This window comes from Microbacterium sp. 05N427 (genome assembly GCF_056397105.1).
This window is the reverse complement of record NZ_JBFTMT010000006.1, coordinates 63,003-89,309: the sequence shown is the minus strand read 5'-3', so window position 1 is coordinate 89,309 and position 26,307 is coordinate 63,003. Positions and strand designations below refer to the sequence as shown.

Annotated in this window: 25 protein-coding genes; 11 read left to right on the top strand and 14 right to left on the bottom strand. The window is 71.4% G+C overall.

Annotation, left to right across the window (positions count from 1 at the left end):
* The first annotated feature begins 12 nt into the window (after nt 1–12).
* Entirely contained in the window at nt 13–789 is a 777-nt protein-coding gene (locus AC1DG4_RS07140; RefSeq protein ID WP_477377322.1) for an enoyl-CoA hydratase-related protein, read from the top strand.
* On the top strand, nt 786–1,331 hold the full coding sequence (locus tag AC1DG4_RS07135) for a putative immunity protein (protein ID WP_477375846.1): 546 nt from the start codon (nt 786–788) through the stop codon (nt 1,329–1,331). The genes AC1DG4_RS07140 and AC1DG4_RS07135 overlap by 4 nt, the downstream gene beginning before the upstream one ends.
* Nucleotides 1,332–1,349: 18 nt before the next feature.
* Here AC1DG4_RS07135 and AC1DG4_RS07130 read toward each other — a convergent pair whose 3' ends face one another.
* The 4 genes from AC1DG4_RS07130 to AC1DG4_RS07115 form a co-directional block, all read right to left on the bottom strand.
* Nucleotides 1,350–1,772: an organic hydroperoxide resistance protein gene (locus AC1DG4_RS07130; protein ID WP_477375848.1), complete on the bottom strand. Its 423-nt coding sequence runs from the start codon at nt 1,770–1,772 to the stop codon at nt 1,350–1,352.
* A gap of 41 nt (nt 1,773–1,813) precedes the next feature.
* Nucleotides 1,814–2,263 (bottom strand): MarR family winged helix-turn-helix transcriptional regulator, encoded by a 450-nt coding sequence (locus AC1DG4_RS07125; protein ID WP_477375850.1) that lies wholly within the window; start codon nt 2,261–2,263, stop codon nt 1,814–1,816.
* A gap of 132 nt (nt 2,264–2,395) precedes the next feature.
* Nucleotides 2,396–2,836, bottom strand: coding sequence for a YdeI/OmpD-associated family protein (locus AC1DG4_RS07120; protein ID WP_477375852.1), 441 nt, complete (start codon nt 2,834–2,836; stop codon nt 2,396–2,398).
* A gap of 60 nt (nt 2,837–2,896) precedes the next feature.
* Complete coding sequence (locus AC1DG4_RS07115) at nt 2,897–3,433, bottom strand: MarR family winged helix-turn-helix transcriptional regulator (protein WP_477375854.1); 537 nt, start codon at nt 3,431–3,433, stop codon at nt 2,897–2,899.
* Between the two features lie 219 nt (nt 3,434–3,652).
* Between AC1DG4_RS07115 and AC1DG4_RS07110 the strand changes: the two genes are divergently transcribed.
* Genes AC1DG4_RS07110 through AC1DG4_RS07100 form a run of 3 tightly spaced genes read left to right on the top strand, consistent with a single transcriptional unit; the run spans nt 3,653 to nt 7,205 of the window.
* Nucleotides 3,653–4,429, top strand: a complete 777-nt coding sequence (locus AC1DG4_RS07110) for an electron transfer flavoprotein subunit beta/FixA family protein (RefSeq protein WP_477375856.1) — start codon at nt 3,653–3,655, stop codon at nt 4,427–4,429.
* Nucleotides 4,430–4,431: 2 nt separating this feature from the next.
* Nucleotides 4,432–5,412: an electron transfer flavoprotein subunit alpha/FixB family protein gene (locus AC1DG4_RS07105; protein WP_477421149.1), complete on the top strand. Its 981-nt coding sequence runs from the start codon at nt 4,432–4,434 to the stop codon at nt 5,410–5,412.
* A 2-nt stretch (nt 5,413–5,414) separates the two neighbouring features.
* Complete coding sequence (locus AC1DG4_RS07100; protein WP_477375860.1) at nt 5,415–7,205, top strand: cytochrome b/b6 domain-containing protein; 1,791 nt, start codon at nt 5,415–5,417, stop codon at nt 7,203–7,205.
* A 154-nt stretch (nt 7,206–7,359) separates the two neighbouring features.
* On the opposite strand, the gene AC1DG4_RS07095 is transcribed toward AC1DG4_RS07100, so the two are convergent.
* Nucleotides 7,360–7,866 (bottom strand): N-acetyltransferase family protein, encoded by a 507-nt coding sequence (locus AC1DG4_RS07095; protein WP_477375862.1) that lies wholly within the window; start codon nt 7,864–7,866, stop codon nt 7,360–7,362.
* A gap of 141 nt (nt 7,867–8,007) precedes the next feature.
* Here AC1DG4_RS07095 and AC1DG4_RS07090 point away from each other — a divergent pair, with 141 nt between their 5' ends.
* Nucleotides 8,008–8,571 (top strand): acyl-CoA thioesterase, encoded by a 564-nt coding sequence (locus AC1DG4_RS07090; protein WP_477421148.1) that lies wholly within the window; start codon nt 8,008–8,010, stop codon nt 8,569–8,571.
* 59 nt (nt 8,572–8,630) lie between these two features.
* Nucleotides 8,631–10,001, top strand: coding sequence for a hypothetical protein (locus AC1DG4_RS07085; RefSeq protein ID WP_477375866.1), 1,371 nt, complete (start codon nt 8,631–8,633; stop codon nt 9,999–10,001).
* A 7-nt stretch (nt 10,002–10,008) separates the two neighbouring features.
* Here AC1DG4_RS07085 and AC1DG4_RS07080 read toward each other — a convergent pair whose 3' ends face one another.
* The 3 genes from AC1DG4_RS07080 to AC1DG4_RS07070 are packed head-to-tail and all read right to left on the bottom strand — an operon-like array spanning nt 10,009 to nt 11,890.
* Entirely contained in the window at nt 10,009–10,560 is a 552-nt protein-coding gene (locus tag AC1DG4_RS07080; RefSeq protein ID WP_477375868.1) for a hypothetical protein, read from the bottom strand.
* The gene (locus AC1DG4_RS07075; protein WP_477375870.1) at nt 10,560–11,201 is read right to left on the bottom strand and encodes a DUF4352 domain-containing protein; all 642 of its coding nucleotides are present in this window, start codon (nt 11,199–11,201) and stop codon (nt 10,560–10,562) included. The genes AC1DG4_RS07080 and AC1DG4_RS07075 overlap by 1 nt, the downstream gene beginning before the upstream one ends.
* Nucleotides 11,198–11,890, bottom strand: a complete 693-nt coding sequence (locus tag AC1DG4_RS07070; protein WP_477375871.1) for a hypothetical protein — start codon at nt 11,888–11,890, stop codon at nt 11,198–11,200. Before AC1DG4_RS07070 ends, AC1DG4_RS07075 begins: the two co-directional genes overlap by 4 nt.
* Before the next feature lie 122 nt (nt 11,891–12,012).
* Between AC1DG4_RS07070 and AC1DG4_RS07065 the strand changes: the two genes are divergently transcribed.
* From AC1DG4_RS07065 to AC1DG4_RS07050, 4 genes are all read left to right on the top strand, one after another.
* Entirely contained in the window at nt 12,013–15,849 is a 3,837-nt protein-coding gene (locus AC1DG4_RS07065; RefSeq protein WP_477375873.1) for a proline dehydrogenase family protein, read from the top strand.
* Nucleotides 15,850–16,010: 161 nt separating this feature from the next.
* Complete coding sequence (gene ddaH / locus AC1DG4_RS07060) at nt 16,011–16,922, top strand: dimethylargininase (protein WP_477375875.1); 912 nt, start codon at nt 16,011–16,013, stop codon at nt 16,920–16,922.
* Nucleotides 16,919–18,190: an ornithine--oxo-acid transaminase gene (gene rocD / locus AC1DG4_RS07055; RefSeq protein WP_477375877.1), complete on the top strand. Its 1,272-nt coding sequence runs from the start codon at nt 16,919–16,921 to the stop codon at nt 18,188–18,190. Before ddaH ends, rocD begins: the two co-directional genes overlap by 4 nt.
* A gap of 120 nt (nt 18,191–18,310) precedes the next feature.
* Nucleotides 18,311–18,586 (top strand): helix-turn-helix domain-containing protein, encoded by a 276-nt coding sequence (locus AC1DG4_RS07050; RefSeq protein ID WP_477375879.1) that lies wholly within the window; start codon nt 18,311–18,313, stop codon nt 18,584–18,586.
* Between the two features lie 68 nt (nt 18,587–18,654).
* Here AC1DG4_RS07050 and AC1DG4_RS07045 read toward each other — a convergent pair whose 3' ends face one another.
* The 6 genes from AC1DG4_RS07045 to AC1DG4_RS07020 form a co-directional block, all read right to left on the bottom strand.
* A complete protein-coding gene (locus tag AC1DG4_RS07045; RefSeq protein ID WP_477375881.1) occupies nt 18,655–19,143 on the bottom strand; it encodes a GbsR/MarR family transcriptional regulator in 489 nt (162 codons plus the stop codon).
* 28 nt (nt 19,144–19,171) lie between these two features.
* The gene (locus AC1DG4_RS07040; RefSeq protein WP_477375883.1) at nt 19,172–20,782 is read right to left on the bottom strand and encodes an ABC transporter permease; all 1,611 of its coding nucleotides are present in this window, start codon (nt 20,780–20,782) and stop codon (nt 19,172–19,174) included.
* Nucleotides 20,782–21,780 carry an ABC transporter ATP-binding protein gene (locus AC1DG4_RS07035; protein WP_477375885.1) on the bottom strand — a complete coding sequence of 333 codons (999 nt, stop codon included), beginning with the start codon at nt 21,778–21,780 and terminating at the stop codon, nt 20,782–20,784. The genes AC1DG4_RS07040 and AC1DG4_RS07035 overlap by 1 nt, the downstream gene beginning before the upstream one ends.
* A 216-nt stretch (nt 21,781–21,996) precedes the next feature.
* A complete protein-coding gene (locus tag AC1DG4_RS07030; protein WP_477375887.1) occupies nt 21,997–23,655 on the bottom strand; it encodes a molybdopterin-dependent oxidoreductase in 1,659 nt (552 codons plus the stop codon).
* 69 nt (nt 23,656–23,724) lie between these two features.
* Nucleotides 23,725–24,948 (bottom strand): multidrug effflux MFS transporter, encoded by a 1,224-nt coding sequence (locus tag AC1DG4_RS07025; protein ID WP_477375889.1) that lies wholly within the window; start codon nt 24,946–24,948, stop codon nt 23,725–23,727.
* A complete protein-coding gene (locus AC1DG4_RS07020; RefSeq protein ID WP_477377324.1) occupies nt 24,945–26,306 on the bottom strand; it encodes an MFS transporter in 1,362 nt (453 codons plus the stop codon). Before AC1DG4_RS07020 ends, AC1DG4_RS07025 begins: the two co-directional genes overlap by 4 nt.
* Between the last annotated feature and the right edge of the window lies 1 nt (nt 26,307).

The following is a 26,307-nucleotide window of genomic DNA, read 5'->3' as shown; positions in this document are numbered from 1 at the left end:
ATGACCATGGCCATGAACGAGTACGAGACGATCCTCACGGAGCAGCGCGGACGAGTCGGCTGGATCACCCTGAACAGGCCCCAGGCGCTCAACGCGCTGAACTCGCAGGTCGCCGAGGAGGTCACCGCCGCCGCCACCGCGTTCGACGCGGATCCCGGCGTCGGGGCGATCGTCGTCACCGGATCCGAGAAGGCCTTCGCCGCGGGTGCCGACATCAAGGAGATGGAGGCGATGTCTGCGGCGGAGATCACCGCGACCGACCACTTCGGCGTGTGGCGCGACTTCGCCGCTGTGCGCACCCCCGTAATCGCGGCCGTGTCCGGCTTCGCCCTGGGCGGCGGATGCGAGCTCGCGATGATGTGCGACATCATCCTCGCCGCGGACAACGCGAAGTTCGGTCAGCCCGAGGTGAACCTCGGCGTCATCCCCGGCATGGGCGGCACGCAGCGTCTCATCCGCGCCGTCGGGTACTACAAGGCCGCAGAACTCGTGCTGTCAGGGCGGATCATCGGCGCGGAGGAGGCCGAGCGCGCGGGCCTGGTGTCGCGCATCGTGCCGGCCGCCGAGCTGCTCGCCGAGGCGTCGACGCTCGCCGAGACGATCGCGTCGAAGTCGCTGCCGTCGATCATCGCCGCGAAGGCGACCCTCGACGCGGCCATGGAGACCACGCTCGCCGTCGGGCTCGACATCGAGCGCGAGACCTTCGCGTCCCTGTTCGACACGGTCGACCAGAAGGAGGGCATGGCCGCCTTCCGCGAGAAGCGTCCGCCGCAGTTCGTGAACCGGTGATCGCCGTGGCCGACATCCACTCCCTCGGATCCTTCGCGGATCCGTCTCGCCAGGGCGCCTCGGGACGCGAGGACCAGGCATCGAACGTGGTGCCGCTCTTCGCCGACGGCGCTCTGCCCGACATCGAAGATCTGCGCCTCTCAGAGGACGACCGGCGCGAACTGGTCAGCTGGACCATCGCCTGCGCCGAGCGGCTCCTGCCGCTGTTCCAGGCGGAGCGGCCCGACGACGAGCGCCCGTACCAGGCGCTCGCCGCGGCGGAGGCGTTCCTGCGCGGCGAGCTCGATATCGATGCCGTGCGGGAGAAGGCGTTCGCGTGCCACGAGGCCGCCCGCCAGGCGCAGGATCCGAGTGCCGTCGCCGCCGCACGTGTGTGCGGCCAGGCGGTGGCCGTCGCGCATCTCGCCGGACACAGCAGGCAGGTGCCGCGGCACACGGCGCGGGCGTTCCCGGGCGACCGCTCCCGCCGGGACGAGGAGCTCGCCTGGCAGCGTATGAACATCCCCGCCCGCTTCGACGCCTACGTGTACGACGGCGACTGAGCCGCTGACGCGATGGCGTCAGTCCTCCGAGACGACGACCGTCACCTCGATGTTCCCGCGGGTCGCATTCGAGTAAGGGCAGACCTGGTGCGCGGCGTCTGCGAGAGCCTGGGCCTGCGACTGCTCGAGCCCCGGGAGGACGACCTCGAGGCGCACCGCGAGCTGGTAGCCGCCGTGGCCGTTCGGGCCGATCTGCACACGGCCGGCGACCGAGGAGTCCGCGATCGACACCTTCTGCGCGCGGGCCACGGACTGGAGGGCGGAGTGGAAGCACGCGCTGTACCCGGCGGCGAAGAGCTGCTCGGGGTTCGCGCCGTCGCCCGAGCCTCCCATCTCCCGAGGGATCGCGAGATCCAGCTCGACTCGGCGGTCGGTCGTGACGACCCGGCCGTTGCGGCCGGCTCCCGTCGCGATGGCTTCGGCGGTGTAGAGGACGTCCATGGGGGATCTCCTTCAGATCGGGGCGCGGGTGGTCGAGGGTGTCACTGCTGCGGTGCGCGGCCGGCGGCGACCGCGTGCATGGAGGAGGAGATCGTGTGCAGTCGGCGGATGAGATCTTCGGCGCTGGTGCGATCGGGGAGGGCGAACCCCTCGGCGATCTGCCGGGGGATCTCGCGGAGCTCCTCGCGCAGCCGGCGACCGTGAGCGGTCAGCCCGATCGAGACGACCCGCTCATCGGAGGAGCGCCGTTCGCGCACGATCAGGTCGCTGTTCTCCATACGGCGCAGGAGCGGCGACAGTGTGCCGGAGTCGAGCTGCAGGCGGTCGCCGAGCGACGAGACCGTCTGCTCGCCGTCCAGCCATAGGGTCACGAGCACCAGGTACTGCGGGTAGGTGAGGCCCCATGGTTCCAGCAGCGCGCGATAGGCCTGGGTCGTCGCGCGGGTCGCGGCGTAGAGCGCGAAGCACACCATCTCATCGGTTGCAGCCATGAGGTAAGGATTGCACACAAGTCAGTTGTGCACAACTTACTCGGAGGAGTCGCGCCTGTCGCACCCGTATCCACGGACGAATCCGTGTGGTGGCGCCGTCGGCTGGCGACCCGTTGCCGGGTGGGACCTCGTTCAGCCGCGGAGGTCGTCCAGGGCCTTGGCGATGCGGCGGTCGCGGGTCGCGTCCTGCTTGGCGTCGGCGACGGAGACGGCGATCTCCTTGCGGCGGGTGAAGTTCAGCGCGTCGTACGCGGCGGTGAGGCCGGCATCGGCGAGGGCGGCCGCGAGCGACTCCGGCACGTCGACCGTGCGCTCGGCGGTGTCGGGTGCGATGACCGCGTCGAACTCGGCGCCGAGCTCCAGCCTCATCGCGGCCCGGTTCGCCTTGCTGAAGCCGATGAGGTTTCTGCCGCCCATCCGCGAGAGCCGCAGGCGCGCGGTGCTCCCGCCGACCGTCACGACCACGGGGAAGGCCTTCGCGGTGCTGAGCTCGGCGACCTGCTCGTCGCTGAGGACGATGGCGCCGGCCGCGCCCGTGCCTTCGAGGGCCGTGTGGATCCGCAGTTCGCTCATGCGCGCCAGCCTACGACCGCTCCGCCAGGACGGCGAGCGCAAGGCGGCGAGCGGGGCCCATCAGAGCGGATCCGGTTGCGGACGCGGATCCGCGAAGTCCCCGGCCGCCTTGCGCATGCGCGCCACGATCGCGACGAGGTCTGCCGAGTCCTCGGGGGAGATGCCCGGGGCGGCGAACACCTCGTCGTTGAGCGCCGTGGTGGCGCGTTCGACGAGTTCGCGGCCGACCTCGGTGAGCTCGAGCAGCGCCGCACGGCCGTCGTGGGGATCGCGGTGCCGGGCGATGAGGCCGTCGCGGACCAGCCGATCCGCGGTGCTGGAGACGCTGGTCGCGTGCACCTGCAGTCGCGCGACCACGCTCGACAGCGGGAGCGTGCCGGTGCGGCTGAACGCGAGCAGGCGCAGCACCTCGTAGCGCGCGAATGACAGCGCGAACGGGCGCAGCGTGGCGTCCACCCGCGCGAGCAGCAACTGCTGGGCCCGCATGACCGAGGTGACGAGCGACATGCCATCGGCGGCGTGGTCCCAGCCGTGCGCGAGCCACTGCCGCTTCGCCTCGGCGAGAGGGTCGACGGGCAGAGGGTGCGGACGGGCCATTCCCCTACGTTACCGGGGCGGGAATCGGATCCTCGTCGGCTCGCTGGCATCCGAAAGGCACAGTCCTCGTGGCCGGGGAAGGCGGCGGCCGATGCGTTGCGCGGCGCCGTGCGGAGGTGCTCGTCAGCCTTAAGGATTGACACTGAATGTCACAGATCTTGAGATCGAATTCCACATCCGTCGCCCGCTAGACTCGTCGCAAGCGCAAACGGAGGTTCAATGAAGATCTACGTCCTGGTGAAAGAGGTGCCCGACACCTACGGGGACCGCAAGCTCGACCTGGAGACGGGTCTGGCCGATCGCGGCGCCGGAGACGTCGTGCTCGACGAGATCACCGAGCGCGCGCTCGAGGTTGCACTGAGCTACGCCGATGCCAACCCCGGGACCGAGGTCGTGGCGCTGTCGATGGCCCCGGAGTCGGCGACTGCGTCGATCCGCCGGGCGCTCGCGATCGGCGCGGGATCCGCGGTGCACATCGCCGACGAGGCGCTGCACGGCGCCGATCTGGGGCTGACCGCTGCGGTGCTCGCGGCGGCGATCCGGCGCGGCGCGCCGGATCTGGTCATCACCGGCAACCTCTCCACGGACGGATCCGGAGGCGTGATCCCCGCGATGCTCGCCGAGCACCTCGGCTTCGCGCAGGCGACGGTGCTCAGCGCCGTGACCATCGGCGCCGACGCCGTGGCAGGCACCCGCGCGACGGACTTCGGATCCCAGCAGGTGAGCGCGCCGCTGCCCGCCGTGATCTCGATCACCGAGGCGCTGCCCGACGCGCGCTTCCCGAACTTCAAGGGCATCATGGCGGCCAAGAAGAAGCCGCTCGAGGTGCTCTCCCTGGCGGACCTCGGCATCAGCGCGGATCCGGCGGAGGCGCCGCAGACGATCCTGACCGCGGTGGCAGAGAAGCCTCCTCGCGCCGCGGGTGTGAAGATCACTGACGAGGGCGACGCGGCCGCGCAGCTCGTCGAGTTCCTCGCGCAGAACAGGCTGGTGTGACCATGGCGTACCCCGAGAAGGCGATCCTCGTCCTCATCGACGTGACTCCGGCCGGTGCGGCCGCGCCGTCGACCGCCGGCCTGCTCGGCGCCGCGGCGCAGCTGGGCTCGCCGGTCGCACTCGTGGCCGCTCCCGCCGGAACCGCGCAGGCGGCGGTCGACGCCGCCACGGCCGCCGGTGCGCAGGTCGTGCTCACTGCGGATGTCGACGGCGGGTCCGTGACCGTCCCCGTGGTCGACGCGCTGCAGKCCGCGTACCGCGCGGTCGGCCCCGATGCGGTGCTCGTGTCGAACTCGATCGCCGGCCGCGACGCCGCAGGGCGCCTCGCCGTGCGCGAGCACCTGGCGCTGTCGGTCGACGCGATCGGCGTCTCCCGCGACGACGAGGGCGTGGTGGCGCACCACTCCGTCTATGGCGGCGCGTTCCTCACCGATTCCGCTCCGACGTTCGGCGCCCCCGTGATCACGGTGCGTCAGGGCGCGATCGACGCCAGGGCGGAGGCCGTGACCGACGCCCGCGTCGAGACGCTCGCAGTGGATGCCTCCGGTGTCGCCGCCGCGACCGGCGACCCGATCGAGGCTGTCGAGGCGGCCTCGTCCCGGCCTGAGCTGCGCGGCGCCAAGGTCGTCGTCTCGGGAGGACGCGGACTCGGATCCAAGGAGAACTTCTCCCTCGTGGAAGATCTCGCCGACGAGCTCGGCGGAGCGATCGGCGCCTCCCGCGCCGCCGTCGACGCCGGATACATCCCCTACGCGCACCAGGTGGGCCAGACCGGCGTCTCGGTCTCGCCGCAGCTCTACATCGCGCTCGGCATCTCGGGGGCGATTCAGCACCGCGCCGGCATGCAGACGGCCAAGACGATCGTCGCGATCAACAAGGATCCGGAGTCGCCCATCTTCGACGTCGCGGACTTCGGCATCGTGGGCGACCTGTTCACGGTCGTGCCGCAGGTGATCGAGGCGCTGCGGGCGCGGAAGAAGTAGCGATGACGACCGTGCGCAGGGGGCTGCCCCGCACCCGCGGAGGCGAGGCCTGGCCGCCCTCCGGGGTGATCGTGGCGGGCACCGAGGCCGAGCCCGCCGTGGACGTTGCGGCCCTCGTGGCCGCGGTCGCCGAGTCGGTCGCCACGACCCCTGTGGCCGCCGCCGCACCGGTTCCTGAGGCCGCCGCCACCCCGGTGCCTGAGGCGGCCGCCACCCCGGTGCCTGAGCTCCCTGCCACCCCGGTTCCTGAGGCCGCCGCCACCCCGGTGCCTGAGCTCCCTGTCACCCCGGTTCCTGAGCGAGGAGCGCAGCGACGAGACGAAGGACGCGCAGGAACCGGCCCGGAATCCGTCCTGCGCCGCGGACTGCCACGCACCGCGGGTGGAGAACCTTGGCCTCCCGCGGGCGCGGCTGGAGTCCTGGCCGCCGCAAGCCCGGCCCCTGAACGTGTCGAAGGGGCCCCTCTCGTCGTCTCGGGCGCTTCGACGGGCTCAGCGACCGAGGCAGGCTCAGTGGCCGAGGCAGGCTCAGTGAGCGCGAGCGCCCCGGCGGTCGCCGCGGGCGTGGCTGCCACCGCTGCGCCGCAGCAGACCGGATCCGCCCTGCGCCGCGGTCTGCCGCGCGTGTCCGGCGGGGATCCCTGGCCCCCGGCCGGGACTGTCGTCGTGGCCCGGAGTGTGGTCGAGTCCGCTCCGTCCGAGGCGACGGAGAGCGTCGTCGTCGCACCCGCCGTCGCGGAGGCTCCGGCGGAGCCGTCGACCGCTGTCGCAGCGTCCCCCTCCGTACCCTCGACCGCCGTCGTCACGCGGCCCGATGTCTCCGCACCGCTGCCGTTCACGCGCACCGTCTGGAACGGCTCGGCCCCGCGCCGTGCCGTCGCGGAGCCCGTCGGTTCGAAGCTCCGCCCGACCTGGCTGCAGGCGATCGGCGGCCTGTTCGCCGCGGCGGGCCTCGCGGTCCTGGCCGGCGCCGCGATCGTGCTCGTGCGCGCGTTCCTCAGCCTGCCCTTCATGCAGGACTTCCTCACGACCTACCCGGGCGAGTACCACCTGCCGGAGGGTGCGCCCGTCGGGATCCCCGGGTGGATCGGCTGGCAGCACTTCTTCAACGTGTTCCTGATGACGCTGATCATCCGCTCGGGCCTGCAGGTGCGCACGCAGAAGCGTCCGACCGCGTTCTGGACGCCGCGCGGCAACCCCAAGGGCAAGATCAGTCTGACCCTGTGGTTCCACCAGGGGCTCGACCTGCTCTGGATCATCAACGGCGTGATCTTCGTGGTGCTGCTGTTCGTCACGGGGCAGTGGATGCGGATCGTGCCGACGAGCTGGGATGTGTTCCCGAACGCGCTCTCCGCCGCCCTGCAGTACGTGTCGTTCGACTGGCCGACCGAGAACGGTTGGGTCAACTACAACAGCCTGCAGCAGCTCGCCTACTTCACGATCGTGTTCCTCGCCGCACCCGTGGCCATCGCCACCGGGTTCCGGATGTCGGGGCTGTGGCCGAAGAAGGCGGAGGGGCTGTCGAAGGCGTATCCCATCGAGCTCGCACGGGCGGTGCACTTCCCGACCATGCTGTTCTTCACGGCGTTCATCGTGGTGCACGTCGCGCTCGTGTTGCTCACCGGAATGCTGCGCAACCTGAACCACATGTTCGCCTCGCAGGATGCGGTGACCTGGACCGGGTTCTGGGTGTTCGTGCTCTCGCTCGCGGTGATCGCCGGGGGATGGGTGGCCGCGCGCCCGCTCGTGATCGCCCCCATCGCGAAGGTGTTCGGCCAGGTGTCAGGCCGGTAGATCCGCGCCCGTCGTGGCGGGATCCGTCGTCGGGTGCTGCCGTGGTCGGATCCGTCCGCGCCCCCTCGCAGCATCGAGGCCCCCTCCCAGCGGCGCACGCCTGTGGGGGCGTGGGTGCTCAGAGGGGGCCTCGGTGCAGAGGCGCGGCAGCGGGTCAGCGCACGAAGCGGACTTCCTTGATGGTCTCGCCGAGGAAGGGCTCCTGCTGCGAGGCGCCGTCGAGGGCGAAGCCGTTGCGCACGTAGAAGCGGTGCGCACGAGGGTTGTCCTCGGCGACCCACAGGTAGGAGTTCTCGCCGGCGCTGACGGCCGCATCGAACAGGCGCTGGCCGATGCCGGTGCCGTGCCAGGCGTCGAGGAGGTAGATGAAGTAGAGCTCGCGCTCCGCCGGGGGGTTCTCGTCCCGGGCGGGGCCGGAACCGACGAAGCCCACGATCTCGCCGTCGACGAGCGCCGCGCTCATGCGGTACTCCTCGCCCTGGGAGGCCCAGTGCGTCCACAGCTCGGCGAGCCGCTTGGGCGAGACCGCCTCGAGCGTCGCGGTGCTGATCAGGTGGTCGTAGGTCTCGTGCCAGCACTTCGCGTGCACACGGCCGAGCGCTTCGGCATCGACATCGCGAACGGGCCGGACGGTGACGGTGGGAAGGGCTTCGGCGCTCATGTTCGCGACTCTACGCGCGCCGTGCGCGGACGCGAAATCGAGCGTTACGAGCCTGTTTCGGCGTGCGACACGGTGTGTCACGACTGTATGGATCCGACAATCGATCAGAGGAATCCGTGCCGGATTCACTACGCTCCTGGTGTGAACGTGATCTGGCGCACCCTGCTCGTCGTCCTTTCCGCACGCCGGCGCTCCCGCCGGGGACGGACCCTGGCGCCGACGGCCGTCGGGCGGATCCGTCTGACGACGCTGCCGACGGACCTGGACATCCTGCGGCACATGAACAACGGCCGGTATCTCTCCCTGTTCGACCTCGGCCGGTGGGATCTGCTGATCCGCACCGGGCTGTTCGACGCGATGAAGGAGCGCGGCTGGTACGCGGTGGTCTCGAGCGAGACGATCACCTTCCGCAAGTCCCTCGAGCTGTGGCAGCGCTTCGACGTCGAGTCCCGCTTCATCGGTCACGACGACAAGGCGCTGTTCATGGAGCACCGCGCGGTGGTCGATGGCGAGGTGTACGCCAAGGTGATCGTGCGCGCCCGCATGCTGCGCCGCACCGGGGGGACGGTCTCGCATGAGGAGTTCTTCGGCGCTCTGGGGCGCCCGGAGGACGTGCCGGGCGTCGAGGACTGGATCCACGACTGGGCCGCCRCCTCCGCACTGCCGCCGACCAAGGCGCCCGCGCCGAGCGTCTGGGCCGACTGAGGACGGCTCGCATCCGGAGGGGCGAGCGTGCGGCGCCCGCTGGACGCTAATCTGAGCCCGTGGGGGCGATGCTGAAGACGACCGGCCGGGTGCTGTGGATGCACTGGCCGGCTCTGCTCGCCTGGTTCCTGGCAGGGACCATCGCCCACTATTGGGTGACGGCGCTGGCCGGCTTCGTCGGTGCCTACAGCTCGGTCGGGGGACTGCTGATCCTGCCGCTCGCCGTGCTGGCGCGACTGATCAGCCTGGTCGGCATGCTGCTGGTGCTGCGTGACGGCCTGCTCTCCCTGCAGAGCGTGGCGCCGCTTCCCGAGTCCGCCGTGGAACGGCGTCGGAGCTTCCTGACCGCCCTGCTCGCGAGCATTCTGCCGTTCTTCGCGGTCTACGCCGCGCAGGGGCTGCTGCGCGAGGACGTGCAGGCCTACACGCTGCGCGCACTCGCGAAGGTCAAGGAGGAGCACTATTCGCGAGTGCTCACCGACACTGTCTTCGACCCCGGTGACAACGTCACGGAGCTCTCGTTCAACGTCTGGACCGTACTCATCATCGTCGTCGCTTTCGCCGCGCGATGGGCGTGGGGCCGCTGGTCGGGCAGGCTGCCGAAGGCGCTCGCGTTGATAGCGGTGTACGGCGAGGTCGTCTGGGTGTTCTTCTCGCTGCTGCTACTGAAGGACCTCACCGCTGCGGCGTCGGCGTGGGTCGATGCCCGCATGGTGATGGTGTGGCTCGGCGACGTGCGTGCGACGCTCGCCGGCTGGTTCGCGCCGCTGGTGTGGGCCGGCGACGGCATCGGCTGGATCCTCTCGCAGGCGGGCCCCGTCCTGCTCGCCCCGCTGTCCTGGCTCACGGTCGCGGGTGTCGTCTACGGGCAGGCGATCGTCGCGGAGCAGCTGCAGCTCCAGCACCGGCTGGTCGCACAGATGCGCGAGCGCGCGGCGCGTGTGCCGAACCCCGTGATGCGCCGGCTGCGCGATCTCGGCACCGAGCTCGGTTCGCGCTTCCTGCCGATCTGGCGCGCGATCCTGCTGATGTGGCGTGCCGGGCCTGTGATCATCGGGGCATACGCGCTCCTGTACACGATCGTGATCGTGGCGCAGTCGTGGCTGCGCTACGGCGTCAGTCGTTGGATCGGTCCTCACGACATCGATGCGTTCTGGACCGTGTACTGGCCGGTGATCTTCCTGATCCCGCCGCTCATCATCGAGCCGATCCGTCTCGCCCTGGTAGCCGGCGCCTACGACACGACGTTCGGCATGCTCCGTCGCGCACAGGACGCGAGGACCGATGCGGCGGCCCCGACCACCACGGAGGAGGCCGACGCCGCGGCCATCACCGCGGCTGCAGGCGCTCTGCCGAGCGGGCCGCTGAGTTCCGAAGCGGCACTGCCTCCGGGCGCCCCTCCGCTGCCGGCCGGCGGCCCGCCGGCATGACCGGCGCTCACGGGTCGATGCTGAAGCGCACGAACTTGGATTGGGCCTGCCCGGGGTCGATGTCCACCCAGAACGGGCCCTCGACGTCGTCGGGCACGACGTACGGCAGGACCAGCTGGTAGGGCTCCGCCTTCTCACCGTCCAACGTGGGCACGCAGTCCTCGGGCTCGTCGGAGTTCCAGGGGAGGCCGAGCTCGCCGCGCACCGACTGCCAGACGCGTCCGGTGCTCTGCTGCACCAGCTCGGGCGCCCAGCAGCTCGGGCCCTCGTCGCCGTGAGGGGTGACCTTCACGGTCACGCCGATGAGCGTGGTGTTCTCGGGCATGTCCAGCCCCGCGGTGTCGCTGATCACTTTGGCCTTGACCGGCCCCCAGGTCGCCCCTTTGAGATCCACGGTCCCCGAGGTGCCGGGCTCGATCGCCCAGAGCGGCATGCCGGAGTCGGGGTAGGCGTACTTCCACTCCCACCACGCCGCGCCGAGCACGGTCGCCGGCAGCAGCACGGCCACCGCTGCGAGTGCAAGGGCGTTGCGACTCCACCAGCCTCGCGCGCCGGCCATCAGCGAGCCCATCCGATCGGATCCAGGACGACCTCGTTCTGCACGGCCAGATCGTCCAGATCGACGTCGACCTCGATCACGCCGTCGGCGGAGGGATCGTACTCGGTGGCGAAGACCAGCGTCGCGGGGCCTTTCAGACTGCCCTCGGGCAGCTCGAACGCGATGCTGCCATGCCGCGGGACGCCGGTGACGAGGGTCATGCCTTTGGCGGTCTCCCCGCGCTCCGTGGCGGAGAATGTGCGTCCGCCGAGGCGCAGATCGGAGGTGGACAACAGGGCCCCGAACTGATCCTGCACGGCGGCGGCGTCGAGATCGACGACAAGCCAGGTCCCCTCGGCATGCCAGCGATCGCCGTCGGACACCGACAGCGCGGCGTGGACTCCGGTCACGGTCACGGCGAGGTTGCGGGTCACGGCATGCTCGCCGACTCCAGCCGTGGTGACGAAACTGTCATAAGGGGCATCGTCGGGCTTCTGCACCTGGGTGATCCCCCATGCAGCGGCCACGAAGGCGACGGAGAGAGCCCAAGGAGCGGCGCGGCGCAGAACACCGCGCCGCGGCGCAGGCTCGACGGCCAGGCCGGCGGGGGCGGGACCCGGGGCGGGTGACGGGAAGGGGCCAGGGGGAGGAGGGGTGCTCATGACGTGCCCTCGTCGTCCGCGGGAAGGTCATCGACGCGCACCGTCACGTAGGCACCGGGGTGGACGTCATCCCAATAGTCGCCGCGCGTCACGAAGCTGCCTGTGAAGCGCGTGGAGTCGGGCAGCACGACCCGGATCTCGTCACCGGGTGAGACCGCATCCGCATCGACCGTCCAGGCGATGCGGACACGCGTGGGCACATCGGGCTGGAGAAAGCCGGCGCCACTGCCGTCGCTCGTGCGGTTGACGTCGTAGCGATCGGTCTCGATCCCGTCCAGGCTGACGCCGCCGAGCGTGTCTTTCACGCGGACCGGGCGGGGGGCGGTGTAGACGTTCGTCACGTCGAGCACAGCGATGACGGTGCTCTGACCTTCTTCGGGGGTGACCCCGGCACCGCGCACCTCGCCGTCGGCGACGCCGACGCTCACCACCGACATGTCGAGGTCGGATCCGACGAAGTGCTGCCCGGCGTGCAGCTCTGGAGGCTTCGGTTGTGGGACGTCCGCGAGTCCCCCGAACGCCGCCGTGGATGCGAGCAGGACTGCGCCGGCGCCGCTGATGAGCCAGGCCGTCGGAACCTTGTCGGCCATCTTCCGCGCCCAGGCCGCCGCACGGGCCTCCGACGCCGCGCGCGTGGCGGCGTCCGCCTCCGCCGGTGTCGCGGGCTCCGCCTCCTGCTGTTCCCCCACGTGCACAGCATATAGAGAGGTGCGGAGGGCGTGCCGCCGGGCTGTGCGCGGCGAGGAGCGCCATGCTGGAGGGGAGCATTCCGCGCCCACTCCGAAGGCGCGAGGCGGGAAGGACGGAACCGATGCCGCAGTGGCTGAACGCCGCGGAGACCGAGCGTGCCCGTCGGGCCGTCGTCCTCGCCCAGCGCTGGATCGACGAGGCCGCCGCCGCGCACGCGGATCCCGCCGCCGAGCGGCTCGCCGGGGTGCTGCGCGACCCGAACGGGCTGCCGTTCACCCTCGGCTTCGTCGACGACGTGATGCGGCCGGAGAGCCTGGGCGCGGCGGCCGCCGGGCTCAACCGCGTGGCGCCGCTCGTGCCCGGATTCCTGCCCTGGTACCTGCGCGCCGCCGTCCGCGCGGGCGGACTCGTGGCGCAGGGGCTCCCCGCGCCCACCGTGCCGATCGCGCGCACCGTGCTGCGCGAGATGGTCGGCCACCTCATCGCCGATGCCCGCCCCGCCAAGCTCACCCCGACGATCGCGAAGCTGCGCGCGGGCGGCGCCAGGCTCAACCTCAACCTGCTCGGCGAGGCCGTGCTCGGGGAGGACGAGGCGCAGCGGAGGCTGGACGGGATCCACGAGCTCATCCGCCGCGACGACGTCGATTACGTCTCGGTCAAGGTCTCGGCGGTCGTGAGCCGCATCTCGATGTGGGCGTTCGACGAGGTCGTCGAGCAGGTCGCCGAGCGGCTGCTGCCGCTGTACCTGACGGCGGCCGGCCCTTCGACGGGCTCAGGGACCGACCCTTGGACGAGCCCCAAGAGCACGCAGACCTTCATCAACCTCGACATGGAGGAATACCGCGATCTCGATCTCACGATCGCGGTGTTCACGCGGATCCTGGAGGATCCGCGGCTCAAGGATCTCGAAGCGGGAATCGTGCTGCAGGCGTACCTGCCCGACGCCCTGCCGGCGCTGCGCGAGCTGACCGCATGGGCGAAGGACCGCGTCGACCACGGCGGCGCGCCGATCAAGGTGCGCCTCGTGAAGGGCGCGAACCTCGCGATGGAGCGAGTCGAGGCGGCTCTGCACTGCTGGACGCCGGCGCCTTATGACACCAAGATCGACACCGACGCGAACTATCTGCGCTGCCTGGACGAGGCGCTCACGCCCGAATCCGTTCGGGCCGTACGCATCGGCATCGCCGGTCACAACCTCTTCGACATCGCGTACGCGTGGCTCCTCGCCGGCGACCGCGGCGTGCGCGCGTCGGTCCCTGAGCTCGTCGAAGGGGCGGGCAGCGAGCCAGGTGCCTCTGCGACGGGACCCGCGCCGATCGAGTTCGAGATGCTGCTCGGCATGGCGCAGGGCCAGGTCGAGGCGGTGAGCCGCGAAGTCGGGCACGTACTGCTCTATGTGCCGGTCGTGAAGCCGCGTGAGTTCGACGTCGCGATCAGCTACCTCGTGCGGCGGCTCGAAGAGACCGCCTCGCCGGAGAACTTCCTCTCGTCCGCCTTCCGGCTGCATGAGGACGCGGATGCGCTGGACCGCGAGATCAACCGCTTCGCGCTCTCGCTCGAACGCTCCGCCGATCCGGCGCTGCCCGCACGGCCGCGCCGCCGGCAGAACCGGCTCGCTCCGGTGCACGAGTCGGCCGCGCTCACCACGGATCCGGATGCGGAGTCCGCCGCGCTCACTCAGGCGGTGCTCGGGATCGCGGAGGCCGTGGATCCCGGCGACACCTTCGTCGAGACGGCGGTCTTCGCCGAACGCGAGGACGAGTCTGCGATCGCTGCGGGCGCCCCGGGCTTCCGCAACGCCGTCGACAGTGATCCGGCCCTCCCCGCGAACCGGGAGTGGGCGCGCGAGATCCTCGCCCGCATCCCCGTGTCGACCGCCGGCGACGGGATCGTGCGCAGCGCCCGCGTCACCGAGGAGGCGGAGCTGGAGCGGATCCTGTCCCGCGTGCGCGCGGCGGCGGGGGCGTGGGGCGCTCGTCCGGCCGCCGAGCGCGGCGAGATGCTGCTGCGGGCGGCAGCCGTGCTCGAGTCGCGCCGGGCGGAGCTCATCGAGGTCGCGGCCGCCGAGACCGGCAAGGTGATCTCCGAGGGGGACGTCGAGGTCAGCGAGGCCGTCGACTTCGCGCGGTACTACGCGGCCAAGGCCCGCGAGCTCGACGCGATCGGTGGGGCCGCGTTCGTGCCGTCCAGGGTCACCGTGGTCGCTCCGCCGTGGAACTTCCCGCTCTCGATCCCCGCCGGCGGGGTGCTCGCCGCGCTCGCCGCAGGATCCGGCGTCGTCTTCAAGCCCGCCCCGCAGGCGCGTCGCTCGGCCGCGGTGATCGCCGCCGCGCTCTGGGACGCCGGGATCCCGCGGGACCTGCTCGCGTTCGTCGACATCTCCGAGGGCGAGCTCGGCCGGGAGCTCATCTCGCACCCGGACGTGGACCGGGTGATCCTCACCGGATCCTTCGAGACCGCCGCGCTGTTCCGCAGCTGGCGGCACGACCTGGCACTGCATGCCGAGACGAGCGGGAAGAACGCGATCGTGATCGCCCCGTCCGCGGATCTGGATCTCGCCGTCGCCGACCTCGTGAAGAGCGCGTTCGCGCACGCCGGGCAGAAGTGCTCCGCCGCATCGCTCGCGATCCTGGTCGGTCCGGTGGGGCGCTCGAAGCGGTTCGCGCGCCAGCTGGTCGACGCGACCCGCTCGATGCGCGTGGCGTGGCCCGACGATCCGCGCGCCGAAGTCGGGCCGGTGATCGAGTCGCCGCAGGGCAAGCTGAAGTGGGCGCTCACCGAACTCGCCCCCGACGAGAAGTGGCTGCTGAAGCCGCGCGAGATCCCCGGATCCGAGGGGAGGTTGTGGACGCCCGGGATCCGCCTCGGCGTGCAGCCGGGATCGCGCTTCCATCGCGAGGAGTTCTTCGGCCCGGTGCTCGGCATCATGCACGCGCCGACGCTCGCGCGGGCCGTCGACCTGCAGAACGCCGTGGACTACGGGCTCACCGCGGGACTGCACACGCAGGATCCGGGCGACCTCGCGCTCTGGCTCGATCGGGTGCAGGCCGGCAACCTGTATGTGAACCGCGGGATCACGGGCGCCATCGTGCAGCGTCAGCCCTTCGGCGGCTGGAAGCGCTCCTCGGTCGGCACCGGTGCGAAGGCGGGCGGGCCGAACCATCTCATCGGGCTGGGATCCTGGCGGGACACCGGCGGCGCCGGATCCACGACCCTGCATCTGCGCGGGCTGGACTCGCGGATCACGGCGCTCATCGAGGCCGCGCAGCCGTCGCTCGACTACGCGGCGTTCGAGTGGCTGCGTCGCGCGGCGCTCTCGGATGCGCTGGCCTGGGACCGAGAGTTCGGCCGGGTGCGCGACGTCTCGCGCCTCGGCGTGGAGCGCAACCTGTTCCGGTACCGCTCGGTGCCGGTCGCTGTGCGCGCCACAGGAGAGGCGCCGCTGCGGGCGCTGCTGCGAGTGGCGATCGCGGCGATCCGCGGCGGGGGAGCGTTCACGCTGTCCTCGCCGATCGGCCTGCCCGCCGCCGTGCGCCGCGTGCTGGGCGAGGCCGGCGTCACCGTGTTCGTGGAGAGCGACGCGGAGTGGACCCAGCGGTTCACCGGACCGGCGGCGACGCCGACCGCGAACGGATCCGATCCGCTCCCGTCGCAGAAACTGCCGGAAAGCCGGGCGGAAAGCGGCAGAAATCGCGACGGGAGCGAGAAGGAACCGGCCGTGGGGGAGACGCCGGCGCGGGCCTCGCGCGTGCGCATCGTGGGTGCGGCGGAGGACGTCGCGGCACTGCATGCCGCGCTCGCCGAGGCGGTGCAGGGGGATCCGGATCTGGCGATCTTCGCCGGAGAGGTGACCACGGCCGGCCGGATCGAGCTGCTGCCGTTCCTGCACGAGCAGGCGATCGCGATCACGGCGCACCGTTACGGCAACCCCGATGACTGGAGCGCGGGGGTGATCTGAGCCGGCACCGCGCCGTGATGGTCACGCCCAGGCTCGGGTGAGACAATGGACGACGGCGTGCCCGTGTCGCATCTTCTCCTCGCATCCACGATGTGCCGGATCGAAGGACCGCCGGGCCTCAGGACAGCGTCCGCCGCGACCGAAGATTCGCAAGGAGCCTCATGTCGACGCCTGAGACCGCCACCGCCACCGCCACGCCGGCCCGTACCGCGCACCACCGCCGGTACCTGATGTGCAAGCCAGAGCACTTCACGGTGAACTACAGCATCAACCCGTGGATGGAGCCGGCGAACCCGACCGACACGGCCAAGGCGGTCGCGCAGTGGCAGAAGCTGCACGACCTGTACCTCGAGCTGGGCCACGAGGTCGAGCTCATCGAGCCGCTCGCCGGCTACCCCGACATGGTCTACACCGCGAACGGCGGCTTCGTGATCGACGGCCGTGCGTACGTGCCCTCGTTCTACTACGCGCAGCGCCAGGGCGAGGCGCCCGCCTTCGCCGACTGGTTCCGTGCGAACGGCTTCGACACCGTGATGCCCGAGGAGATCAACGAGGGCGAGGGCGACTTCCTGCTCGCCGGCGATGTGATCCTGGCCGGCACCGGCTTCCGCTCCGCCGGAGACAGCCACCGCGAGGTGAGCGAGGTCTTCGGCCGCGAGGTCGTGACGCTGACCCTCGTCGACCCGCGCTTCTACCACCTCGACACGGCGCTGACCGTGCTCGACCCGGTCGTCGGGGAAGAGAACGGCGGACCTGCCGCCGCGAACATCGCCTACCTGCCGCACGCCTTCGACGACGCCAGCCGCAAGGCGCTCGAGGAGCGCTTCCCTGACGCGATCCTGGTCTCCGACGAGGATGGCGCCGTGTTCGGGCTGAACTCCGCGAGCGACGGCTACAACGTCATCATCTCGCCGCGCGCCACGGGCTTCGAGAAGCAGCTGCGCGAGCGCGGCTACAACCCGATCATGGTCGACCTCAGCGAGCTGCTGCTCGGCGGCGGCGGCATCAAGTGCTGCACGCTGGAACTGCGCGGTGCGGTGAGCGAGCGCAGCGAGACGAACCGGGGCGCATGATGACGGCCGACCTTCGACCGGCTCARGTGCCGGATCTGGACTTCCCGGAGCACGGGGCGATCGCCGGGCAGGATCCGCATGCCGGTGCGGAGCGACCCGAAGCACACGTCGCGCGCAACTACGCGCCGCTCGAGGTGACGATCGCCCGCGGCGAGGGCGCCTGGGTCACCGACGTGGAGGGCAAGCGCTACCTCGACCTGCTTGCGGCGTACTCGGCCGTGAACTTCGGGCATCGGCACCCGGCGCTCGTGGCCGCGCTCGAGGAGCAGCTCGGCCGGGTCGCGCTGACCAGCCGCGCCTTCCGCAGCGACCGCCTCGAGCCGTTCGCCGCCGCCCTCGCGCGGCTGTGCGGCAAGGATCTGGTGCTGCCGATGAACACCGGCGCCGAGGCCGTCGAGACCGGCATCAAGGTCGCGCGCGCCTGGGGCTACCGCGTCAAGGGCGTGCGCCCTGACGCCGCCCGGATCATCGTCGCCGAGGGCAACTTCCACGGCCGCACCACGACGATCGTCGGCTTCAGCGACGATCCCGCCGCGCACGACGACTTCGGCCCGTACGCCCCCGGCTTCGACACAGTGCCGTACGGCGACGCCGAAGCGATCGCCGCCGCGATCACCGACGACACGGTCGCCGTGCTGATCGAGCCGATCCAGGGCGAGGGCGGCGTCGTCATCCCGCCCGAGGGGTACCTGCGGCGGATCCGCGAGATCTGCGACGAGCGGAACGTGCTTTTCGTCGCCGACGAGATCCAGTCCGGCCTGGGACGCGTGGGCGAGACCTTCGCCTGCGACCGCGAGGGCGTCGTGCCCGACCTGTACCTGCTCGGCAAGGCGCTCGGCGGCGGGCTCCTGCCCGTGTCGGCCGTCGTCGGGAACGAGGATGTGCTGGGCGTCATCCGCCCCGGCGAGCACGGATCCACCTTCGGCGGGAACCCGCTCGCCGCGGCCGTCGGGCTGCGCGCGGTCGAGATGCTCGAGTCGGGCGAGTTCCAGGAGCGCGCTCGCGTGCTCGGGGCGCACCTGCGCGAAGGGCTCGAGGCGTTCCTCGGGCGCGGGGTGAGCGAAGTGCGCGTGGCAGGTCTCTGGGCCGGCATCGACATCGATCCGTCCCGCGGCACCGGCCGGGAGATCGCGGAGAAGCTCCTCGATCGCGGCGTGCTCGTGAAGGACACGCACGGTCAGACGATCCGCATCGCCCCGCCGATCGTGGTGCGCGCGACCGAGCTGGACTGGGCCCTCGAGCAGCTGCGCGTGGTGCTCGGAGGCTGAGACTTCGGCGGGCCCGCTGAGGCGGGCCCGCCGGCCTCACGCCGCCGAATCGTCGCAGGTGCTTAAAGCCCGGGTAGGTGCGCCCTGGCACATCTCGCCGGTATTTCGGACTCTTGAAGGGTGCCCCGAGTTCCGTCCGCCGCTGCCTCGCTCATCGGCGAGAAGATCCGCGGGGCCCGTCTGGCCGCCACGTTGACGCAGGATCAGGTCGCCGCGCACAGCGGGATCGACTCGTCGAACATCCGCGCCTATGAGACGGGCCGTGCGATGCCGAGCGTTCCGACGCTCGTGCGGATCGCCGACGCCCTGGGCATCGCGCCCGGCAGCCTGCTCGACGGCCTCACGGTGGAGATGCTCCCGATCGCGGAAGCCGACGGGCGTCGCCGGGCGAGCTGACAGCGCGTCCGATCCCGGTTCCTCGCCGGACGATCCCGGTTCCTCGCCTGAGCGGATCCGCAGCGCGGTCAGCGCCCGCGGAGTCCGGCGCGATAGGCCTCCCATTCGTCGACGAGCTCCGGCATGCGCCGCGCCATGAAGCGGAAGAACTCCGCCATCTCGGATGCCCTGTCCTGGGCGGCGTTGTCGTCGTGCTCCGCGCCGATCGCCTCGATGTGCGCGGCGAGGCGATCGTAGATGGGCCCGTTGTTCGTCATGAGCCCGTACCAGGTGTCGGGGATGATCAGGTAATGGTCGCGCCGGCGATCGGGCCGCGAGACGCGGCGGATGACCTGGATCGTCTGCAGATAGCGCACGGCGCCGGAGACCGCCGCGGGGCTCACCCCGAGACGGTCTCCGAGCTCTGCCGCGGTATAGCCGTCGGCGGGCGCCGCGATGAGCGCCATGAGCACACGGCCGGGCATACGCGGAAAGCCGACGGCGGCGATCATCGCCGCCGCGGCCTCGGCGGCATCGACCCCGTGATGCACGGAGGCTGCCGGATCCTGCTCGTTCATGACACCATCTTCCCGCGGTCGGCCGGGGTCAGCCCGCAGCATGCAGCTCGCGGCGACGCATGAGCGTGAGCCCCGCGGCGGCGCCGGCCGCGACGACGAGGACGAGCCACCAGGTGCCGCGCAGGTCGACGCCGCCGTTCATGACGATCGGAGTGACCGAGAACGGCGAGAACCGTGTGGTCCACTCCGGCAGCCCGAACAGCGGTCCGAACAGTCCGAACAGCGTGGCGAGCAGCACGAGCGCCCAGGCGATGCCCACGGTGCCGCGGGGGAGCAGTACGAACACGAGGCCGGTGAGCACCGTGAACACGCAGGCGGCGAGCCCCTGCCCGAGCCCGACCACCGTGACGACCTGCGCGAGCGAGGACGCGTCCTTGCTGCCCGCGAGTCCGGTGTACGCCGCGAGCATCGCCGCGACGACGATGATCGCGATGGCGAACGTCGCCACGAGCAGATAGTCGAGGAGCCATCGCACGCGGCCGACCGGCTGGGCGAGCACGATCTCGGCCGTGCCGTGCGCCTCCTCCTGTCGTGCGCGTGCGACGATCTGCACGGCGGCACAGGCTGCCAGGATCCCCATCATCGTGAAGAACACCGAGACGACCGTCTCCTCAAGGCTGCCGGCCTTGCCTATCTTGTCGAGGATCTGCTGCACCGCGGGGTTCTGCCCGGAGATCTGCCCGGCGAGCCCGGACAGCGTGGTCGCGAGCAGGCCCGTGAGGGCGCCGCCGATGGCCCAGCCGATGATCGCGCCGTTGGTGAGTCGCCAGACGAGCGCGTGCGGCGTGGACAGCGCGGGACGCGCATGCACCCGGCCAGGACGGGCCGGGACGAAGCCCTCGCCGATGTCGCGGACCGACTGCAGCGCCACGGCGACGATCGCGAGGACCACGCCGACGACGAGCCCGAGCAGCGCCGGCCATCCGTTGTCCGTGTCGTACGGGCGGGCCTGCTCGGCCCAGCCGAAGGGCGAGGCCCAGACCAGGCCGGAGCTCGTGATGCGGGTGAGATCGTCGCTGGGGGTGCCCGCGACGTTGCCGATCCCGTTCACGAGGAACGTGCCGACCAGGATCCACACCGTGAGTGCATTGGCCCCGCGCGAGGTGCGCATGAGCTGCGCGGCCATGAGACCGATCCCGAGGAACACGATGCCGGTGGCCGCGGAGGTCGCGCCCATGAGCCAGGATCCGGGAGCGTCGAGCTTGGATCCGATCAGCGCGAGGGCGACCAGCACGCCGAGGACGACGTTCGCGGCGACGCCGTGGATGATCGTCGCGATGGTGGGGAGCGCGCGCCCGACGGGTGTGGCCGCGACGAGCTCGGTCCGGCCCGACTCCTCGTCGCCGCGCGTGTGCCGGACGGCGAGGAACGTGCTCATCAGAGCCGCGAGCATCGTCAGCCAGGGCAGGATCTCGAACGAGAGGAACTGCCCCTCGGATGCGCCGGAGGGGAGGCCGCGGAACATCATGATGACGGGGTTCGCCATCACGGCCGAGAGCACCTCGACCCGATCGGTGTGCGTGGCGTAGGACTGGGTGACGCCGGCGTAGCCGGCGAAGGCCATCAGAACCGTGGCGAGGATCCACAGGAGCACCTGCAGCCAGTCGCGGCGCAGGCGCTGCCGGAGCAGGGCGCCCATCATGACTCCTTCGCGGCGGCCCGGCGCGATGCGCGCGTGCCTGAGCCTGTCGTGGTCCCTGAGCCTGCCGAAGGGTCGTCCTCGGCGGCGCGGAGGGCGGCGAGGTCGTCGCCGTAGTGCCGCAGGAACAGCTCCTCGAGGGACGGCGGCTCGATCCGCAGACCCGTCACGCTGCGCTGGGCGAGCACGGGGAGCACTCCGGGGATCGCGTCGCTGTCGACCGTGAATCGCGCACGGCCGTCGTCGATCATGCCGTCGTGCGCCCCCGGGATCCCGGCCAGAGCCGATGCGTCCGCGGCCTCGAACGACACCTCGGTGCGGGTGAGGTGGCGGAGCTCGGGGAGAGTGCCGGACTCCACGATCCTCCCGGCGCGGATGATGCTGACCCGGTCGCAGAGCAGCTCGACCTCGGACAGGATGTGGCTGGACAGCAGCACGGTCGCGCCGGAGCGTCGGATCCGCTGCACCTCGTCCCGGAACACGACCTCCATGAGCGGATCCAGCCCGCTCGTCGGCTCGTCCAGGATGTAGAGGTCGGCCGGGACGGCGAACGCCGCGATGAGCGCAACCTTCTGCCGGTTGCCCTTGGAGTAGGCGCGACCCTTCTTGCGCGGGTCGAACTGGAACGCCGTCATCAGCCGCTCCCGCTCGGCGCGGTAGCCCTGGTCCTTCGTCGTCGCGCCGCGCAGTCGCGCGAGGAAGTCGATCGCCTCGCCGCCGGAGAGGTTCGGCCAGACGCTCACGTCGCCGGGCACGTAGGCGACGCGGCGGTGGATGCCGACGGCCGCGGTCCACGGGTCGTCCCCGAAGACCGTGGCGGATCCGCCGGTCTTGCGCGCGAGACCCAGCAGGATCCTGATCGTGGTGGACTTGCCGGCCCCGTTCGGGCCGAGGAAGCCGTGCACCTGGCCCTCGTCGACACTGAGGTCCAGCCCGTCGAGCGCATGCACGCGGCCGTAGTGCTTGGTGAGGCCGTCCGTGCGGATGATCGTGTTCATGGCCGCGATGCTACGCCAATTTCACAAATTCGTGAAGGAAGTGAAGCGTATGGATTCCGTGAGGATCCCCGGCGAGGTTCGGGGCGGTGCCGGGAGCCCGGTTTGGGGCGCCCTTTCCCGTTTTGGGGCGCACGGTGCCGGGAATCCGTGACGAGGGGCGCCCCAAAACGAGGTGGTGCGCCCCAAAACCAGGCGAGACGACCGGGCTGGGGCGGGTCAGGCGTTCACCGTCACGCTGACGGTGTGCCAGCCGGTCGCGCCGTCCGGCGCCGGGGGTGCCATCTGCGAGGTCTGCACCGTGCCGTCCGCGCCGATCGCCCGGCAGCGGAGCACGCGCTGCCCCGCGGCCGCGCTCCAGGGCAGCCGCCACTGCACCCACGTGTCGGCCGAGATCGCCGGGGCGAGCTCGGCGCGCTGCCACGGGCCGTCGTCGACCTGCACCTCGACCGCGGAGATGCCGGCGTGCGGCTGCCAGGCCACGCCGGCGATCACGGCGTCGCCCGCGGGGATCGGACGGTTCGGGCGCGGCACGTCGATGCGCGAGGAGAGTTTGATCGGGCCGCGGGGGGACCAGCCCCGGTCTGTCCAGTACGCGGTGGCGCGGTCGAAGCGCGTGACCTCCAGATCCGTGACCCACTTCGTGGCCGAGACGTATCCGTACAGGCCCGGCACGACCATCCGCACCGGGAAGCCGTGCTCGAGCGGGAGCGGCTGGCCGTTCATGCCGATCGCGAGCATCGCGTTGCGGTCGTCGGTCAGCGTCTCCAGCGGCGTGCCAGCCGTGAAGCCGTCGACCGAGGTGGAGAGCACCATGTCGGCGTCGGCGGAAGGCTGCGCCTTGGCGAGCAGCTCGCGGATCGGGTAGCCGAGCCACACCGCGTTGCCGACGAGGTCGCCGCCGACATCGTTCGACACGCAGGACAGGGTCGCGGCCGACTCCACGAGCGGGAGCGCCAGCAGCTCGTCCCAGGTGAGGGTCACCTCGTGCGCGACCAGCCCATGGATCCGCAGCCGCCACTGCGCCGGATCCACCTGCGGGACGATCAGGGCCGTGTCGATGCGGTAGAAATCGGCGTTCGGGGTGATCAGCGGGGTGATCCCGGCGACTTCGAGCGCGGCGCCGGCGGGGATCGGCGGGGCGGCAACGGCCGGCTTCGGCAGGTGCAGTGCGGCGCGCACCGCTCCGGCGGCGATGGATCCGGCCCGGCCCGCGGTGGCCGCGACGGCGGCGAGGATCCCGATCGCGGCGGTGCCGACGGTCCAGGCGAGGAAGCGGCGGCGGGACGTGCCGTCACCGGTCGTGGTCGCGGCGTGCGCGGCCGGTGCGGCGGAGCCCGAGCCCGAACCCCGCCTCGATCCGGATCCCGGTCCCGAGGCCGACGCCACGGCCGAGCCGGCCCCCGGGTCGGCCCCCGAGCCCGACGCCGCGATCGACTCGCTCAGACGTCGCGCGAGCATCCGCAGCACGACGGCCGCGACGATGCCGGCCAGCAGTGCGGGCAGCCACGAGAGGGTGGCGGCGTCCGCGCGCAGCGGCGCGAGCACGGCGACGGCGGCTCCCAGCACCACGAACACGGTAACGCCGATACCGCGCCAGCGCTGCTCGACGAGCCCGAGCGCGGCGGCCGCGGCGAGCAGCACGATCGCGATCCCCGTGAGCAGCGCACCCTTGTCCCCGGTGCCGAACCACGCGATCGCCGTGTCCTTCGCCCACGCAGGGGCGGCGTCGATGAGAAATCCGCCGACGACCGCGAACGGACTCGACGACGGCGCGAGCAGGGTTGCTGCGAGCTCGCCGGCGCCGATGCCGAGCAAGGCCGCAGCGACGCCGGCCGAGGCGGCCAGCGCTCTGTCGCGCGACGCGGATCCGATCATGTTCTCAGCGTAGGAACCTGCGTCGCGACCGGGGCGTCGAGATCACGGATTCGTAAGAAGTTCCCGGCATCAGTCCCGGGCGCGGGTGACGCGTCGGGTCGCGGCCAGCAGCGCCAGCGCGGCCGCGAACGCGATCAGCATCGTCGCGCCCATCAGGGTCGCCGAGACTCCGGCGTGCGACAGCAGCGGCGGCAGAAGTGCACCCAGCAGGGCGGCGAGGGTGCCCAGCACGGCGGAGGCGGATCCGGCTCCGCGCGTGATGCGGGACAGGGCGAGCGCGGTCAGTGTCGGGTTGTTCAGGCCGTGCAGCCCGACGAGCACGAAGAGCGGTGCGAGCAGCCAGGGGAGCGGGCTGTGCAGCAGTGCACTGAGCAGGACCGCCGCGGCCGCCGCGGTCCCGAGCGTGAGCGAGGTCAGCACGATGCGGCGTCCGTCGAGGCGGCGCTCTCCGGTGCGACGGGCAAGTCGGCGGCTGATCCAGGCGCCGAGCACGATGCCTCCGGAGTTCATCGCGAAGATGAGCGCGAAGCCCTGCGCATCGACGCCGAACTGGTTCTGCAGCACGAACGACGACATCTGCAGATAGGAGAAGAATCCGGCCGAGGCCAGGCCGAGGGTGAGGGCGAACACCATGAACGGACCGTTGCCGAGCGCCGCCCCGATGCCGCGCAGGTCGTTGCCGAGCCCGCCCGTGGTGCGCTCGGCCAGGGGATGCGTCTCCGGCACGCACAGCGCCGCCGTCAGCAGCAGCAGCGCGCCGATCACGCCCAGCGCGACGAACAGGCCGCGCCAGTCGGTGAAGGTCAGCAGGGCGCCGCCCAGCAGCGGTGCGAGCACGGGCGCCGCTCCCGAGATCGCCGTGAGCGTGGCGAACCCGGCCGTCGCCTCCGGACCCTTGTACACGTCGTGCACCACCGCGCGGGCGATCGCCATCCCGGCCGCGCCGCAGAGACCCTGCAGCAGGCGCACCAGGATCAGCAGCTCGATCGACGGCGAGACCGCGCACACGAACGAGGCGACCGCGAAGCCCGCCACGGCCCACAGCAGCGGCCGGCGGCGGCCATAGCGGTCGCTGATCGGTCCCCACAGCAGCTGGCCGAGGGCGAGCCCGATGAGGCACGCGCTCATCGTCACCTGGGCGAGCGCCTCGGTGGTGTGCAGCTCGAGGCCGAGTTCCGGCAGCGCCGGGATGTACAGGTCCATCGAGAGCGGCCCGAACGCCGAGAGCGCGCCGAGCGCGGGCAGCAGCGAACGACGGGAGCGTGCGTCGCCGACTCCGGCGGCGCCGCTCACGCGCCGTCGCCCGATCCGTCGCGCTTCGTGGGGTCGGTGCGCGGCTCGACGCGGATCGGCGTGGTCGCGCTCGTGATCGGCGGGACGAAGGCGCGCTGCATCGCCTCGACCACCCGCACCGGGCGGGTCTCGTCGAGGGTGAGCAGGAAGCGGGCGTCCTCCCGGCGATGCAGCCGCCCGGAGTGGAGCATCCAGCCGGCGCCGATCGCGAAGGACACGAGACCTGCGGCGCCGCCGACCATGATCGCCGCGCGCGGTCCGAAGGCGTCCGCCACCCAGCCCGCGATCGGGGCGCCGATCGGGGTCGCGCCCATCACGACCGCCATGTAGAGCGCGAGCACCCGGCCGCGGAGGGCCGGATCCGTCGTCGTCTGCACATAGCCGTTCGCGGTCGTGAGCATCGTGACCGTGGAGAAACCCACGAAGACGAGCGTGATCGCATAGGACACGTAGGTCGGCATCTGCGCGGACACGATCGACGCGACCCCGAACCCGCCGGCGGCGATCATGAGCACCCGCACCCTGGCGCGATCGCGCCGGGCTGCCAGCAGCGCCCCGGTGAGGGATCCGATCGCGAGCACCGAGCTGAGCACGCCGTAGCCGTCGGCCTGCTTGTGGAACTCGAGCGCCATGGTCGAGGCGAAGATCGGGAAGTTCATGCCGAACGCGCCGATGAGGAACACCATCGCGAAGACGACCAGGAGGTCCGGGCGGCTGCCGACGTACCGCACGCCCACCATGAGCCCGCCCGCGCGGCGGTTCTTCGGGCGCGGCATGAGTTCGCGCGTGCGGATCATGAGCAGCGCCACGATCATCGCGAGGAACGTGGCCGCGTTCGCGACGAACACCCAGCCGGATCCGAGGGCGACGATCGCGAGGCCGCCGACGGCGGGGCCGATCAGGCGAGCCATGTTGAAAGAGGCGGAGTTCAGTGCGACCGCGTTCGAAGCGTTCTCCATCGCCACCATGTCGGACACGAACGCCTGCCGGGCCGGGGCGTCGAACGCGTTCGCGATGCCGAAGCAGGCAGCGAACACGAACATCAGAGGCAGCGTCATCACATGCGTGAGCAGCAGCACGGCCACCCCGATGGCGAGGAGCATCAGCGTGGTCTGCGTGACGAGCAGGATCCGGCGCCGGTCGAAGCGGTCCGCGACCCGGCCCGTGAGGCCGACCAGCACCAGGGGCGGCCCGAACTGCAGCGCCATCGTCGCGCCCATCGCGGTGGCGTCGTTGTGCGTGAGCTCGGTGAGCACGACCCAGTCCTGCGCGGTCGACTGCATCCAGCCGCCGATGTTCGAGACGATTGCGCCGAAGAACCAGACCCGGTAGTTGAACACTCCGAAGGAGCGGAACATC

Excerpts from the sequence above, each read along its gene's own strand:
- AC1DG4_RS07140 (WP_477377322.1), top strand. The coding sequence starts at position 13 with ATGAACGAGTACGAGACGATCCTCACGGAGCAGCGCGGACGAGTCGGC.
- AC1DG4_RS07130 (WP_477375848.1), bottom strand. The coding sequence starts at position 1,772 with ATGGACGTCCTCTACACCGCCGAAGCCATCGCGACGGGAGCCGGCCGC.
- AC1DG4_RS07125 (WP_477375850.1), bottom strand. The coding sequence starts at position 2,263 with ATGGCTGCAACCGATGAGATGGTGTGCTTCGCGCTCTACGCCGCGACC.
- AC1DG4_RS07120 (WP_477375852.1), bottom strand. The coding sequence starts at position 2,836 with ATGAGCGAACTGCGGATCCACACGGCCCTCGAAGGCACGGGCGCGGCC.
- AC1DG4_RS07115 (WP_477375854.1), bottom strand. The coding sequence starts at position 3,433 with ATGGCCCGTCCGCACCCTCTGCCCGTCGACCCTCTCGCCGAGGCGAAG.
- AC1DG4_RS07110 (WP_477375856.1), top strand. The coding sequence starts at position 3,653 with ATGAAGATCTACGTCCTGGTGAAAGAGGTGCCCGACACCTACGGGGAC.
- AC1DG4_RS07100 (WP_477375860.1), top strand. The coding sequence starts at position 5,415 with ATGACGACCGTGCGCAGGGGGCTGCCCCGCACCCGCGGAGGCGAGGCC.
- AC1DG4_RS07095 (WP_477375862.1), bottom strand. The coding sequence starts at position 7,866 with ATGAGCGCCGAAGCCCTTCCCACCGTCACCGTCCGGCCCGTTCGCGAT.
- AC1DG4_RS07080 (WP_477375868.1), bottom strand. The coding sequence starts at position 10,560 with ATGGCCGGCGCGCGAGGCTGGTGGAGTCGCAACGCCCTTGCACTCGCA.
- AC1DG4_RS07075 (WP_477375870.1), bottom strand. The coding sequence starts at position 11,201 with ATGAGCACCCCTCCTCCCCCTGGCCCCTTCCCGTCACCCGCCCCGGGT.
- AC1DG4_RS07065 (WP_477375873.1), top strand. The coding sequence starts at position 12,013 with ATGCCGCAGTGGCTGAACGCCGCGGAGACCGAGCGTGCCCGTCGGGCC.
- ddaH (WP_477375875.1), top strand. The coding sequence starts at position 16,011 with ATGTCGACGCCTGAGACCGCCACCGCCACCGCCACGCCGGCCCGTACC.
- AC1DG4_RS07045 (WP_477375881.1), bottom strand. The coding sequence starts at position 19,143 with ATGAACGAGCAGGATCCGGCAGCCTCCGTGCATCACGGGGTCGATGCC.
- AC1DG4_RS07040 (WP_477375883.1), bottom strand. The coding sequence starts at position 20,782 with ATGGGCGCCCTGCTCCGGCAGCGCCTGCGCCGCGACTGGCTGCAGGTG.
- AC1DG4_RS07035 (WP_477375885.1), bottom strand. The coding sequence starts at position 21,780 with ATGAACACGATCATCCGCACGGACGGCCTCACCAAGCACTACGGCCGC.
- AC1DG4_RS07030 (WP_477375887.1), bottom strand. The coding sequence starts at position 23,655 with ATGATCGGATCCGCGTCGCGCGACAGAGCGCTGGCCGCCTCGGCCGGC.
- AC1DG4_RS07020 (WP_477377324.1), bottom strand. The coding sequence starts at position 26,306 with ATGTTCCGCTCCTTCGGAGTGTTCAACTACCGGGTCTGGTTCTTCGGC.